Raw genomic sequence first — 15,000 nt, 5'->3', positions numbered from 1 at the left:
CGATGAACCTGGCACGTTACCGGTTCGTCCTTGTTCGCCCGTTGCAGTTGCTGCCGGTGCTGCTGGGCATCAGCATCATCACCTTCGTGCTGGTGCGCTCGATCCCCGGCGACCCGGCGCGGGTGCTGCTCGGCGCGCGCAGCACGCCGGACGCGATCGCGAAGATTCGCGCCCAGTTCGGCCTCGATGAGCCGATCTGGGTGCAGTACCTGTACTTCCTGAAGAACCTGCTCAACGGCGACCTGGGCAAGTCATTGCTGTACAAGGTCGATGCCCTGCCCCTGATCGCCGGGCGCATCGAGCCCACCTTGTTGCTGGTGCTGGGCAGCGTGCTGCTGGCGTTGCTGATCGCCGTGCCGCTGGCCACCCTCGCCGCCCGCCACAAGGGCGGCTGGACCGACAACCTGATCCGTCTGTTCACCACCGCCGGGCTCGGCCTGCCGGCCTTCTGGCTGGGGCTGATGCTGATACTGCTGTTCAGCGTGCACTGGGGACTGTTCCCGGTGTCCGGCTATGGCCGCACCTGGCCAGACAAACTGCACCACCTGGTGCTGCCGTGCCTGACCATCGCCCTGGCGCTCTCGGCGGTGCTGGTGCGCAACCTGCGCGCGAGCATTCTCCTTGAGCTGCAGGCCGACCACGTCACTGCCGCACGCGCCCGCGGCCTGGGCGAAGGCGCGATTCTGCGCCGACACGTTCTGCCCAACGCCATGCTGCCCACCATCAACCTGCTGGCGGTCAACATCGGCTGGCTGATCAGCGGCACCGTGGTGATCGAGAGCCTGTTCTCGCTGCCTGGCGTCGGCCAGCTGCTGGTGCGCGGCATCTTCACCCGCGACTATATGGTGGTCCAGGGCGTGGCCATGGTACTGGCCTGCGCCACGGTGGCGGTGAACTTCATCGCCGACGTGGTGACCACCGCCCTCGACCCACGGGTGAACATCCAATGAGCCAGAGCCCTGCACTGGCGCTGCGCTGGCGCCTGGCCTGGCACTTGGACAATGGCCGCCTGACGCTGTACTGCGGCCTGGCGATCGTCCTCGGCTGGTGCCTGCTGGCCCTGTGCGCGCCGTGGATAGCACCCTTCGACCCGCTGGCACAGGATGCCGACCTGCGCCTGGCCGCGCCCAGCCTGGCCCACCCGTTCGGCACCGACAACTTTGGTCGCGACATCCTCTCGCGAGTGATCTGGGGCGCACGCATCGACCTGCAGATGGCGCTGATCGGGGTGATCTTCCCGTTCCTGCTCGGCACCTGCATCGGCGCGGTTTCCGGCTATGTCGGCGGTTTGCTGGACAACGTCTGCATGCGCCTGGTCGATATCGTCCTGGCCTTCCCGTTCCTGGTGCTGATGCTGGCGATCATGGCCATCCTCGGCCCGGGCCTGGGCAGCTTCTACATCGCCATGGCCCTGGTCGGCTGGGTGTCCTATGCGCGGTTGATCCGCTCGCAGATCCTGGTGCTCAAGCAAGGCGATTTCGCCCTGGCGGCCAGGAGCCTGGGGTTCAGCCACCGACGTGTGCTGTTCGGCCACCTGCTGCCCAACGCCCTGTTCGGCTCGGTGGTGTTCTGCATGTCGGACGCCGTGCTGGTGCTGCTCAATGGCGCGGCCGTCAGCTACCTGGGCCTTGGCGTACAGCCGCCCACCCCGGAGTGGGGCACCATGGTGGCCGAGGGGCAGAGTTTCATCACCAGCGCCTGGTGGATCTGCACCTTCCCGGGCCTGGCGGTGGTGACCCTGGCCATGGGCTTCAGCCTGCTGGCCGACGGCGTCGCCGAGCTTCTGGGAGACCGCACATGAGCCCTGCCCTGCTTCAGGTTCGCGAACTGAGCGTCATCGCCCGCGCCGGCCAACGCGATATCACCCTGGTCGATCGCCTGTCCTTCGACCTCGGCGAGGGCGAGATCCTCGGCCTGGTGGGCGAAAGCGGTTCGGGCAAGACCCTGGCCTGTCGTGCCCTGATGCGCCTGCTGCCGTCACCGAACCTGCGCCTCGAAGGCCAGGCCGTGCGCCTGGCCAGCAACGACCTGCTGCGCCTGGACGAAGCCGGCATGCGCCGTATGCGCGGCCGCGAGCTGGGCATGATCTTCCAGAACCCCAGCAGCCACCTCGACCCACTCATGCGCATCGGCGCGCAGATCGCCGAAGGCATCCGCCTGCACCAGGGCGCCTCGCGTCGCGAGGCACGGGCCGAGGCCATCGAGGTGCTGCGCCAGGTCGGCATCCCCGACCCGAAAACCCGGGTCGACAGCTATCCCCACGAGTTCTCCGGCGGCATGCGGCAACGGGCGATGATCGCCGTGGCCCTGGGCTGCAATCCGAAGGTGCTGATCGCCGACGAGCCGACCACGGCGCTGGACGTCACCGTGCAGGCGCAGATCCTGCGGCTGCTGCTGGAGCTGCGCGACCGCCGCGGCCTGTCGATGATCCTGATCAGCCATGACCTGGGTGTGGTGGCGCAGACCTGCGACAGCATCGCCGTGATGTATGCCGGGCGCCTGTGTGAACATGGCGCCAAGCAGGCCCTGCTCAGCCAGCCGCGCCATCCCTACAGCGCCGGGCTGCTGGCCTGCCACCCCGCGGCGCGGCGGCACACAGGGCTGATGAACACCATTGCCGGGCAACCGCCGCTGCTCGACGCCCTGCCCGCAGGGTGCCGATTCGAGCCGCGCTGCCTCCAGGCCACGCCTGACTGCCGGGCACAATTGCCGGAACTGCGCGTGATCGGCCCCGGGCATCGTCTGGCCTGCCATACCCCGCTGCTGGCCGGAGGCCTGTCATGACCACGCTGTTGCAGGTCAACGACCTGCATGTGCAGTTCCCCGCCCCGGGCGGCGGCCTGTTGAACCTGCGTCCACGCAAGATCAACGCCGTCAACGGCGCTTCACTGAGCCTCGCCGCCGGCCAGGCCCTGGGCCTGGTGGGCGAGTCGGGCTGCGGCAAGAGCACCCTGGCCCGGGCCATCCTGCAGCTGACCCCGGCCAGCAGCGGCCAGGTGCTGTTCGACGGCAGCGACATGCGCCAGGGCAACCGCCTGGATATCGAGCGCCTGCGCCGCGAGACCGCGATGATCTTCCAGGACCCGTACAGCGCGCTCAATCCACGCCAGCGCATCGGCCAGATCCTCGCCGAGGTGCTGCACGTGCAGCGCAGAGTGCCCACCGCACAGATCCCGGCCCGGTTCGCCGAACTGCTCGGCCTGGTCGGCCTGCGCGCGGAACTCGCCGAGCGCAAGCCCGGCTCGCTCAGTGGCGGCCAGTGCCAGCGGGTCGGCATTGCCCGGGCGCTGGCCGTCGAGCCCAGGCTGATCGTCGCCGACGAGTGCGTTGCCGCGCTCGACGTGTCGATCCAGGGGCAGATCATCAACCTGCTGCTGGACCTGCGCCAGCGCATGGGCCTGGCCCTGCTGTTCATCACCCACGACCTGGGCGTGGTACGCCACCTGTGCGACCGGGTGGCGGTGATGTACCTGGGGCGGATCGTCGAGGAAGGCCCGGTGGCCGAGGTCTTCGACGACCCGCGCCATCCCTACACCGCCGCGCTGGTACAGTCCATCGCCGACATCGACCCGGCCCGGCGCCTGCCGCAGCACCCGCTGGCCGGCGAGCCGCCGAGCCCACTGCAGCCGCCGTCCGGCTGCGCCTTTCACCCACGTTGCCGCCACGCGTTGCCCCAGTGCGGCGCAGACATACCCCCCAGCCACGCAGAAGGTGGCCGCTACCATGCCTGCGTCCACCCGCGACTGCCGTGCTGACCCACCCCACATGACCATCAAACGGAGCTTGAGCATGAAACCCACCGCATTGAAGTTACTCACCGCCGCCGTGCTGGCCGCCAGCACCCTGGCCGGCGGCATGGCCCAGGCCGCCGGCGTGCTGACCATCGGCTGCCGCGAGGAGAGCACCACCTTCGACCCGATCAAGAGCGCGCAGAACCGCGACAGTTGGGTCTTCGCCAACGTCTACGACGTGCTGGTGCGTGTCGATAACAGCGGCACCAAGCTGCTGCCGGGCCTGGCCGAAAGCTGGAAGGTCTCCGACGACGGCCTGACCTACACCTTCAAGGTTCGCGACGCCAAGTTCTCCGACGGCTCGCCGCTGACTGCCAGCGATGCGGCGTTCTCCCTGCTGCGCATCCGCGACAACCCCGGCTCGCTGTGGGCCGACTCCTACAAGATCATCGACAAGGCCGAGGCGCCGGATGACCGCACCCTGGTGGTGACCCTGAAGAACAAGTCGGTGCCGTTCCTCGCGCAACTGGCCACCGCCAACGTTTCGATCCTGTCGAAAAAGGCCATGGACGCCATCGGCGAAGAGGCCTACGCCCAGGAACCGGTGACCTCCGGCGCGTTCAAGGTCAAGGAATGGCTGCGCGGCGACCGTGTGATCCTGGAAAAGAACCCCTACTTCTGGGAAGCCGACAAGGTCAGCCTGGACGGCGTGGAATGGATCTCCATCCCCGATGACAACACGCGCATGCTCAAGGTCCAGGCCGGCGAGCTGGACTCGGCGATCTTCGTACCGTTCTCCCGCGTCGACGCGCTGCAGAAAGACAAGAACCTGACCATCCACATCGACCCGTCGACCCGCGAGGACCACCTGCTCATCAACCATGAGAAAGGCCTGCTGGGCAAGGTCGAGGTGCGCGAGGCCATCGACCTGGCGATCGACAAGAAGGCGCTGGTGGAAAGCGTGACCTTCGGCCATGGCGAGGCGGCCTACTCGTACATTCCAAAAGGCGCGCTGTACCACAATGCCAACAACCCGCAACGCCCGTTCGACCCGGCCAAGGCCCGTGAACTGCTGAAGAAGGCTGGTGCCGAGGGGCTCAAGGTCAACTACGTGGTCAACGCCGGCAACGAGGCCGACGAGCAGATCGCCGTGCTGGTGCAAAAGCAGCTGGCCGATGTCGGCATTACCGCCAACCTGCAGAAAGTAGATCCGACCCAGAGCTGGCAGATGCTGGTCGACGGCGACTACGACCTGTCGGTGATGTACTGGACCAACGACGTGCTCGACCCGGACCAGAAGACCACCTTCGTGCTTGGCCACGACACCAACCAGAACTACATGACCCGCTACCACAACGACAAGGTCAAGGAGCTGGTGGCCGCGGCCCGGGTGGAAACCGACCCGGTCAAGCGCAAGCAGATGTACCAGGACCTGCAGAAGCTGGCCAAGCAGGACGTGCACTGGATCGACCTGTACTACAGCCCTTACATCAATATTTCGCGCAGCAATATCCAGAATTTCCTGCAGAACCCGTTGGGCCGTTTCACGCTTGAGGAAACGGTGAAGCAGGATGCAGGGGTGAAGACTGCACAGAAGTGAAGGTCAGGGGCGGCTGATGGCCGCCCCCTTTTCGTTTCACACCTTGGCCCTGCGCCGCCGCAACCACATCCAGGCAACCCCCGCCAACACCACCAACCCCACCGGTAGCACCTGCGCCTTGTACGGCCGCAATGCCGCCCGCGCGGCATCCAGCTTCTCTGCCACGTAGCGTTTGTTGGCCTGGTCGAAGCGGGGCGCTTCGCACTGGTTGCCGAAATCCTCTGCCCACTGCACAAACGGCCCCTGCTGGACGTAACGCTTGTACAGCGCGCTTTCCTGTTCGGTGCCCGGCACCCAGCCCGCCGCCGTGCACAGCACCGCGGCGAAGGCCTGGCTGCTGCGCGGCAACTGGTCCGCAGCCTGGTTGGCCAGGTCGGCGGCGACATAACGATAGTGGTAGCGTTGGTCTGGCTTGGCCTCGGTCGCCAACTGGCGCTGCACCTCGCCGGCACTGATGAACGGCCCGGGCTGCAGGGTGGCACTGCCCAGGCTGAAGCTGCCGCCCAGCCAGGCATAGTCCGGCGCCATTTCGTAGCCGAGGATCTCCATGCCGGCGCCGCGTGCCAAGGTGGCCGCGGCAAACAGCGCCTCGGCGCGGCCCGTGGGCGTCCAGCGCGAGACGGCCTCCTGGCGGTGCTGGCCGTAGGCCTTGGCGTCGGCCTGCAACTGGGCCGTGGCGAAGTAACCGGGCGCCTCATCGTAACGGCCTTCGCGCAGTAGGCGGCGGCCCAGCAACTCACGCAGCTGCGTCGCCGCCGGCCGCGGTGCATAGCCGCCCTCTTCCACCTTGGGCGCTGGTGGCGCCGGCACATGGGCGTCGACATAGCCCTTGAGCTCGTCCAGGGTCAGCACGCGGTCGGCCACGTTGGCCGTATCCTGCCAGTAGATGTCCTGGCTGCGGTACAGCAAGTCGAAGGCCTGCAGGTAGTCGCCGCGCTCCAGTGCCAGTATCGCGCCCTCGCCTTCGACCCGGCAGCCGGGCTTCACGCTTTCGTAGTCCCAGTCGGGCGTCTGTCTCGAGCCCCACGACTCTTCGCGGGGGAACGCGGCGGCGGCCTTGGCATAGGCAGCGGCGGCCTGGGCCTTGTCACCGTCGCGCAAGGCCAGCTTGGCGCGCAGCCACCAGGCAAGGCCGGTATCGCCAGCCTGCTGCAGATAGCTCCTGGTCGCGGCATAGTTGCCTTGCTGATAGGTCAACGCAGCCAAGCGGTCGGCGTCTTCCAGCTGGTCGCCGACACTGGCCTGCAGCAACGCGGGCAGGCGCCGGGCCTGGGTTGGCGGCTGGCCGTCGTAGTCCCAACCGACATGGCTGAGCAGATAGGCGGTGAGCAGCTTGCGTGGCATCGGTTGTGCCAACTGCGTCTTCAGCTGTTCATCCGGCAGGCTCACCAGTTCGTTGGCAAGCTGCCTGAGCGAGCTGTAGCCGCTGCCCGAGCCCAGACGGCTCTGGCTGGCATACAAGCGGATGGCGCTGTTCCAGTCGCCGGCGAGCTTGGCCAGGCGGGCCTCCTCGCCAAGGCTGGCAACCCCCAGTTCCAATGGGTCGCTGAAGCCTTCGGCGCTGAGCGCGCGGGCTTGCTGGAAAGCCTGGCGCGCCTGGGCTTGCAGGGCCTGATGCGGATCATCACTGGCCTCGAAGCTCCGGGCCATCAAGGCCCGCCCCAGCGAGTAGGCCGCCCAGGTGCTGCGCAGCTTGCGTTGTTCAGCTGGCAGGGCCAGCACCTTGGCGAAATAATCCGCCGCCAGGGCGTGGTCGCCTGTGTCGAAAGCCACTGCGCCGGCAATGTACAGGCGCAGTTCACCCGGCAGTTCGGCGCCCTGCTCCAGCACTTGTTGCGGATCTGGCAGGGCACGCAGTTGCGCGACCTTCTCGCGCAGCGATTGCGGTAGCTCGCTTGCCTCGATACGGCTGCGCTGCTCACGGTAAGGTCGGTCGTTGTCGTCACTGTCCCAGTAAGGCGTCAGGGTCGCATCGGTGGCGGGCTTGAGGCCTGCGATCTGCTCGCCGAGGCGATTCACCTCGAAGCCGAAATTGCCCTCCGGCAACTCGGCCAGGGTGTGCGCTCGGTCGCCGAGCAACTGCATCGGGAAGTCCGGGCCACAGGCCAGCGCCGGAACGGCCGGCACGCTCAGGGACAGGTACAGCAGGTGCCGGGGCCAGTTACGGGTAGACATTCCATGCTCCTTGATCGATTCCATGGCAGCGCGCCCAGCCGAGGACGCGCCGGCCGCCAGCGGCGAGACGCGCGCTGGACTGGCGGTTGAAAGTGAGGTGTCGCGGGGATTGCTGCAAGCGGTAGCCGTTGAGCCCGTCGGCGGCGTCACAGGATGCGACGTCCAGCTCCACCCGCGCAGGTATCGGCAGGTCGAGATTGCCGACGTTGACCAGCGTGATGTCGCTCAGCCCCGCCTGCCCGGACAGTTCGACCCGCCATTGGCTGGCGAGCGCATCGCCTCGCGCCACCGCTTTCAACGTGGTCAGGCTCCAGGCACGGCGGTCGCCGGGCAATGGCAGGCGGAACCAGGTGCGCAGGTGGCTGGTCGCGCAATCGCCTGCCCAGATCCGCCAGTTGCTGTGGATCGGCCAGCAGTTCGCGGCGTTCGCCACCACGATTCAACGGTGTTTCGCTTTCCACAACGGGGGCGCCACCGGTATCAGGCAGCAACGCGACGCCATAGGCGGGCAAGGCCAGGTGGAACGGTTTGTCGCCGACGCGACTCCAGCGTTCGGCCCATTGCCTGGCCTGTGCCGGATCGAACAGGCCGCGACGCGGGTCGCTCACTGCGTGCACCTGCAACACACTGCTATCCACCGCCTGCAATAGCGCCGGCAGGTGCGGGCTGCCGAGCCAGGCGGGCAATGCGGTAATGCTCAGCTTCAGGCCCGGTGGCAGTTGTTCGCGCAGCTGCAGGAGAAATTCGCCATAGTCTGCAAGGCGAGCGCTGCCACTGTCATGGTCGATCTCCAACCCATCCAGGGGCACACCCCCGGCCTGCCAGTCCGCCAGCAGGCGCGCCACCTGTGGGCCTGCCTCCTGCAGGTCGAGCGCCGGCAGCTGGCCGTCCAGGCGTACCACCGCGATCACCGGGCGCCCATCAGCCTTGAGCCGTGGCAGGTCGACCAGCGCCCTGCTCCACCCGGCCTTGGGCTGCGCTTGCAAGGCCAGCACGCGCAAGGTCGAAAAGTCGGCGCGGCTGTCCGCCAGGGCCTGCTCGTGGGCGGGTTGCCATTGGCGTTGCCAGATATAGAGCTGCTGGTCGAGGGGCGGTGCGGGCTCAGGCCGGCAGCCGGCGAGCGCAGCGAGCACGACACAGAAAAACAGCAGGGACAGGTTGGCGGGCATGCAATCCGTTGTCTGGCGCGTTGGGCTGCCGTTGGCGAGGGGCGATATTACCTCAATCCGGCACGCTATCACGCTCCAATCCTGTCGGCAGACACCTGGCGGCCTCCCCACTTCCCGGTCAGGCCGCCAGGCCCCTTTCACTGCGCAGGCGCCACCGCCGGCGGTGGCTCGTTGGTCACCCGCAGGATCCCCCACAGCCCCGAGGCATTGCCGTACGCCGCATAGTCGCGGAACAGATAGTCCCCCGGCACGGCGTTGGCGCCCCCGGCACTGGGCAGCATGAAGCTGAAGTGCGCCGCCGGCAGCACGCTTTCCTGCGCGCCCACATACATCGCCATCGGGTTGTAGCCGTAGCGCACCGAGCCGATGCCCGGCAGGCCCATGGGGTAGCCCTGCACATCGCTCTTCTCGGCCTGGTAGTTGTGCAGCGGCCACAGGTGCCCATCGAGCTGGTAGGTGATGCCGCGGCTGCCACCGCTGGGCATCAGTACATGGCTGCGCGCCGGCTGGCCGGGCTTGGCCCAGAGCACCGGGGTCTGTGGATCGCCGCCGACCAGGGCATTGCTGTAGGCCATGTGGGCATTGGGCACATCGGCGAAACCGAAGCCGTCGGCATGGCCGAACGGCGCGTCCGGCGCCAGGCCGAAGCGCAGCCACAGCGGCTCGGTCTTGTAGTTCATCGCCATGTTGCCGTTGTCCTTCGGATCGCCCGGCACGCCGTTACCCTCGGTGGCGATGCCCTCCACCGGCCGGCCATCGGCCCAGCGCATGTTCAGCGAGCGCTGCCACACGGTGACGAAGTCGCGGTAGTCGGGCTGGCCGCTGACCTTCACCGTGGCCTGGGCGCGGCTGGCGGTGTCCTCGGTCCAGGTCGCGCTTTGCGGCAGCACGCTCATGGCGCCCACCAGGCCTTTCTGCGGCTGCTTGATGACATCCGCTGGGGTCAGGTTGAGGCCGCCGAACTCGATGGCCGTGGTGTTGATGTTGTCCACGGTGCGGCCCAGTTGCAGCACCGGCTTGCCTTCACGCTCCAGGTGCCCGGCGTAGTACTGGTACACCCGGTTCGGGTAGGCGCCGCTGTTGCCGGTGCGTGGCGGCACGGTCTGCACCGGGTTGAGGCCGACGTTGACGCCGTCCGACTTGGTGATGTCGTAGGCCAGCAGCTGCGCATGCAAGCCGACATGGCTGGACGGGCGCATCAAGTTGTTGTTGAACGCCGTGGAGCCCTCGCCGCCGGCGCGGTCGCGCTTGACCACGTTCTGCATCACCGCGCTGCTGGGCAGGTCGGGCATCATCAGCGGCAGGCGGTTCTCCAGGGTGATGCTGATGCAGTCGCCGGCGTTGGCGCGCAGCACCAGCGGCTCGACCGGCACGCCGGCCTTGAGCTTGCCGGTGCTCGCGTCGAGGTCGGCCTTGCGCACGTAGAGCACTGCGGTCGGGTCGTGCAGCGGCGAACTGTGCCCGCCGACGGTGAAGGTCGCGCCATCCTCCTCGTCAGTGACCGTGGCCATGGGGATATCGACCTTGCGACTGTTGAACACCAGGGTGCCGCCATTAGCCTTGAGCGCGCCACCGACGTGCTGGCCGATGCCGGCCGGGTCATTGATGCTGACCCCGTGGCGGTTCTCGAGAATATCGTTGGCCAGGGCCGCGACGATCTCGTAGCTGCGCTTGACCGTCGGCCGGGTACCGATGCCGTTGGCGTTGGCCGTGGTCTTCGGACAGATGCCGTCGAAATTGACGGTATTGCGCATGGCCACCGGCTGCGGATTGTTCGGCAGGGCGAACAGGTCGGCGCGCTGCGCGGTGTAGTTGCGCATGATGCCCCAGATGCCGTTCCAATAGCCTTCCAGCGCCGCGTCAAGCGAGTACAGGTAGTCGCCGTTGGTGGCGGCGGAGCTGGAAATCATCGACACCGGCGCCATGAACCCGAGCTGCTCGGAGATGCCCACCATCTGCGACGACTTCCACCCCGAGTTGGAGCTGTTGCCGAAGCCTGAGCCGTTCTGCAGCCACTTCACGCCGTGCAGGGTGACGTTGTGTTCCTCTTCGTGGCCGCCGGCATGCATGCGCAGGCGCACGTTGTCACCGGAATAGGTGCGCAGCAGCGGTGTGAACGGGTCACCCGGCTCGCTGCCCTTGTTGACGTGCGGCGGGAACAGCGTGGTGCCGCCAGTGGGGCCGGTAGCCTGGGTGATCGCCGAAGGCGCCAGGTTCATCGCCGGGATGGCGCGGTCGGTGCGGCTCTGCATGGCGTAGGCCAGGTCGCCGCCGAGGCCGTCGGCCTGCATGCCACGCTTGCCGTCCGGGCCGACCTTGTTCGGGTCGAATACGCGCAGGGCCAGCGGTTCGTTGCGGTAGTTGACGACGAACATGCCGGGGTCATCCACCGAGATCGCCTGCGGGCATGGCCGGGTCGGGCAGCCCGGGCTCAGCCCGCCACGGGATTCGACCACCGACTCGAGCAGCGTCGAGGCCTTTTGCCGCACAGGCGGGTTGATGGCGTAGCGGAAGCTGTCGGCGGTGGCCGGATAGGCCTGGCCGTCCGGCACGCCGTTGGGGCCGGCGCCGACATACACGCCGGCTTCATAGGCGTGCTGGAAGTCGCTGTATTCGAGGAAGAACTCGCGGTAGCTGTCGTTCTTGCCATCGCCGTCGTGGTCGCCGGTCTGGATCACCGCCTGCCACGAGGTCGGGCCGCCATCCTGGCGGGTCGCCGGGTTGTACAGCTGTTCGCCGGTTTCGGCGTGGTACCAGGTAGAGCCTGCGGGCTCGGCCAGCACGGTCGCATACAGCCCGAGCTGTTGGTGGGTCGATGGGCCGAGGTGATCATGGGTGAAGATGGTGCCCAGGCCACGGTCGACGTTGTGCACGTTCACCAGGGGGTCGGCGAACCAGCGTTGCATCGCAGTGCGCGCGCCGAGCCAGTCGGCCCGGCCGAAGCGTCCGAAGTACGGATGCTGCTTGGCTTTCGGGCAGGCGGCGGTGCCGTCGCGGGTATCGCCTTCGGTGCAGTTGTTGAAGCTGCGAATGGCGTGCACGCGCTCGACCACGCTGCCGGGCGAGAGGATGCCGTCCTCGTAGTTCCAGCCGTTGGCCGAGCCGTCGGCGGCGGTCAGGTCCCATTTGGGCAGGTGGATATGCTGGCCGATCACGTCGGTCGGGGTGCGTACCTGGTAGTCGTCCATCTCGTAGAACGACGGGATCAGGTTGGTGTGCACGTACTGGGTGCAGTCGAAGGTGTTCATGCGCATCACCAAGGGCTCTGGGGGGCGCTGCTTGGTGATCACCGGCCAGGCGTCTTCCCACAGGGCGAGGATGCGCGCCTGCGGGAAGTGGTAGCCGACCTTGTTGTACACCGCGTCGAACTGGATGTTGGCCGCCTTGTACATACGCGGTCGGTCGGCGGTGAAGGTGGAAGAACCGCGGAAACTCATGCCGGTGAGGTTTTCGCCGCTGAAGAACTCGCCGACGCCCGAAGATTGGGTCAGGCGCTTGCCACGATCGTCCATGCACGGCTCATAGTACGGCGCGCCCGCCGTCGGCAAGGCGCCGTTGGTGCGGAAGGCCTTGGCCACCGGCGCACTGCCGGGGATCAGGGCGAAGCTGGGATGATCGGCCTTGGCATGGAACTGCATGGCCGCCTGTTCGACCTCGGTGCCCTCTTCGGGCAGGTAGATCGGCTTGGCCTTGTGCACCACCTTGGAGAAGTCCAGCTTGGTGGTGGTGGTCACGGCGTCGCCACCGGCAGACACGCCGTCGAGGGTGTGCCGGCCAAGGCCGCCGTCCCAACCGTCGACCTGATTGGGGTCGAGGTTGGCCCACAGCGCCTTGCCACTGTCCTTGAGCTGCCGGGCCAGGGCCGGGTCGAGCATGTCCAGCGGCGGAGTCGGCGGACGCTGGCCGACGCTGCTTTCCATGCCGCCGATCCAGAACGGATAGCCGGGGTTTTTCAGGCTGCCGTCGGCGTTGCGATTGGTCTCGCTGCGGTCGACCAGCGCGAGGGAGCCAACCGCACGCGGCGTGGCGGGCTCGTCGGAGTGATCGTCGCCCTCCTCTTCTTCGTCATCGTCATGTTCGGCGACCAGGGTCTCGGCCAGCTTGGGCACTACCGTGACCTTGCCCGGCATCGGCGCCATGGCCTTGCCCGGCAACGGCACGATGGCCGGGATCGGCGTGCCGGCGATGATCTCGCCGTCGGGCAGCGCCCGGGCACCCGGGGCGGGCTTGCCATTGCGCAGGGCAAACGGCGTGGTGTGGAAGCCGTTCTCGCCCTCGCCGCTGACCGCCAGGCGGGTGCCTGGCTCGAACACATCATGTACCCGCCACATGGCCCACATGCCCTGGGCGAAGTGCGGATAGAAATGGCAATGGTAGATGGCGTCGCCGGCTACCCGGTTGCGGTTGCCGGAGCCGCCATTGGCGATTTCGTAGGTGTAGCCCACGCCCGGGCCGATGCCTTGGGCGTCGATATAGTCGGAGTTGTCATCGTTGGGGTTGAACAGCCACTGGTGCCCGTGCAAGTGGAAGATGTGCTGCTCGTGGCCATTGTGGGTGTTGCGGAACTTGGTGAAGTCACCGATGTAGCTGTGGTGCACGTTGGCCGGTTCCGCCGGGTACAGGGCCATGGTCGCCTTGACCCCGGTGGCGCTGGCCGGCGGCGTTTCGCCCGGGCGGATGTTCTCCAGCCCGACGTTGGCCGGGATATCCACCAGGGTGCCGATATCGCCGACAGTGTGGGCACTGAGGAAGAATTCCTCGTAGGCGCACGACAGGCAGTCGTGCATCGGCCCAACGCCGAGGCGGTTGGCCACCACCTCGGCGCCCATGCCGCCGGAGCCGTAGTTGATCATGAACGAGTCGCGGGTTGGCTCCAGCACGTGGCCCATGACCGGGTCGGCCCAGTAGCCGGGGAAGGCCTGGGTGGCGGCGACCTCGTCGGCGAACTGCGAGGCGAAGTCGCGGAAGGCTTCCAGGCGATTGGGCAGCGCTGGGTTGCGCTTGCCGACGCTTTCCAGCGGGTAGGTGCTGGCGGGGAAGCTGCCGTCGGGGTTGGGGCCCATGACGATGGCGTCGGTCTCGCTGCTCTGGATCTCGTTGCCGTCGACCATGGCAATGATCGGCTTGCCGGCCTTGCCCTCGGCGATCCACGGCTCGACATTGGGGTAGCGTACCTGGTAGTCGATCACCGGCTGACCGGTGGCCGTGCGGCCGGTGGTGGCCAGGCGCATCTCTTCCTCGGTCAGGGTGTTGCGGTAGGTGCGCCCGGCCTTGGGCACCACCACCACCTGGCCGAACAGGCCGTTGGCGACGTTGCCGCCGCCGCCCTGCCCGCCGAAGGTCGCGCCCTGGCTGGTAACGGCGAAGGCGCCTTCGCGCTCCGCGTACAGGGTATAGCTGCGGGTGCCGCCCGGGGCGACCAGGAAGTTGCCGTTGCGCCCGGTGTTGGCGGCGATGTCGCCGATGCTGTTGACCGCCTGCAGGCCATTGACCTGGAAGCCCACATGGCGGTCGGTGACCTGTTCGTCAGCGACGAAATGCTCGTTGCCCTCGTTCTCGACCTCGGCGCCCTCTTCTTCCTCGCCTTCGACTTCGTTCTCGTCGTGATCGATGCCGTGCTTGTTGGGGTTGGCCTGGTAGGCCAGCAGGTTGCTCAGGTTGACCGTCAGGCAATCACCCGCCGCCACCCGCAGCACGATCGGCCGCGGGCGCTTGTCCGGGCGCAGGGTGACCTTGCCCGGCACCGCAGCGCCGCCCTTGCTCAGGGGCACGTGGTGCTCGTCCACCACGTCCTGGCGCAGGGCGAACATCATGCCGTTGGCGTTCTGCGCGCCGAGGCGGTTGAACATCAGGGGCTGGTCCAGCGCCACCACGTTGGCCACTAGCGTGCGCTGGCACTGCACGGCGGCCTCGCTGGAGACCTGCCAGCCCAGCAGGGCCAGCAGCAAGGTAGACAGGACCGGGCCTTTGCGAGGGGTCGACATGGGGCACCTCCGGGGACACAGGGATACTGCGGAGGAGGTGAGCAAGGCTTATGCCATGAATTTAGTCGTTGTTAATCAGATGCTTGCAAGATGGCGAAGGATGAACTGGGCGTTTTCCCCCTTAATTGGGGGGCCGCATGGGAGCGCAGACTGAAGGGCTGAAGCCGGGTCAATCGCCTCGATAGCATTTAGTAATTGAACGCCAACGCAAAGGTGCAGTAAGCTCGGTCCCAATCACTGGAGAGCAACATGTCGAAACAAACCTGCAACCACGCCAACCACACCGGTCGCTCCGCGCACCGCGTGCTGGCCGTTGCCGGTCGTAACGCCGTTGCCAGCTT

General features: G+C 67.2%; 7 protein-coding genes and 1 pseudogene. 5 read left to right on the top strand and 3 right to left on the bottom strand.

Features of this window, described 5'->3' with window-relative positions:
- Window positions 1-2: 2 nt before the first annotated feature.
- Genes DFS21_RS18755 through DFS21_RS18735 form a run of 5 tightly spaced genes read left to right on the top strand, consistent with a single transcriptional unit; the run spans window position 3 to window position 5,331 of the window.
- Window positions 3-950, top strand: coding sequence for an ABC transporter permease (locus tag DFS21_RS18755; protein ID WP_111532829.1), 948 nt, complete (start codon window positions 3-5; stop codon window positions 948-950).
- Window positions 947-1,801 carry an ABC transporter permease gene (locus tag DFS21_RS18750; protein WP_111532828.1) on the top strand — a complete coding sequence of 285 codons (855 nt, stop codon included), beginning with the start codon at window positions 947-949 and terminating at the stop codon, window positions 1,799-1,801. The genes DFS21_RS18755 and DFS21_RS18750 overlap by 4 nt, the downstream gene beginning before the upstream one ends.
- Window positions 1,798-2,784, top strand: a complete 987-nt coding sequence (locus DFS21_RS18745) for an ABC transporter ATP-binding protein (protein WP_111532827.1) — start codon at window positions 1,798-1,800, stop codon at window positions 2,782-2,784. Before DFS21_RS18750 ends, DFS21_RS18745 begins: the two co-directional genes overlap by 4 nt.
- Entirely contained in the window at window positions 2,781-3,755 is a 975-nt protein-coding gene (locus tag DFS21_RS18740) for an ABC transporter ATP-binding protein (protein ID WP_111532826.1), read from the top strand. The genes DFS21_RS18745 and DFS21_RS18740 overlap by 4 nt, the downstream gene beginning before the upstream one ends.
- Window positions 3,756-3,789: 34 nt before the next feature.
- A complete protein-coding gene (locus DFS21_RS18735) occupies window positions 3,790-5,331 on the top strand; it encodes an ABC transporter substrate-binding protein (protein WP_111532825.1) in 1,542 nt (513 codons plus the stop codon).
- Between the two features lie 36 nt (window positions 5,332-5,367).
- On the opposite strand, the gene DFS21_RS18730 is transcribed toward DFS21_RS18735, so the two are convergent.
- The 3 genes and pseudogenes from DFS21_RS18730 to mnxG form a co-directional block, all read right to left on the bottom strand.
- Window positions 5,368-7,506 (bottom strand): hypothetical protein, encoded by a 2,139-nt coding sequence (locus DFS21_RS18730; RefSeq protein ID WP_111532824.1) that lies wholly within the window; start codon window positions 7,504-7,506, stop codon window positions 5,368-5,370.
- Window positions 7,493-8,675 (bottom strand): annotated as a pseudogene (locus DFS21_RS18725) (DUF3142 domain-containing protein). The gene DFS21_RS18730 and the pseudogene DFS21_RS18725 overlap by 14 nt, the downstream one beginning before the upstream one ends.
- 137 nt (window positions 8,676-8,812) lie before the next feature.
- Complete coding sequence (gene mnxG / locus DFS21_RS18720; RefSeq protein ID WP_111532823.1) at window positions 8,813-14,659, bottom strand: manganese-oxidizing multicopper oxidase MnxG; 5,847 nt, start codon at window positions 14,657-14,659, stop codon at window positions 8,813-8,815.
- Window positions 14,660-15,000 lie beyond the last annotated feature (341 nt).

It is taken from the genome of Pseudomonas sp. 2848 (assembly GCF_003253945.1).
In the GTDB taxonomy this organism is placed as follows: domain Bacteria; phylum Pseudomonadota; class Gammaproteobacteria; order Pseudomonadales; family Pseudomonadaceae; genus Aquipseudomonas.
This window is presented reverse-complemented; position numbering and strand designations above follow the sequence as displayed.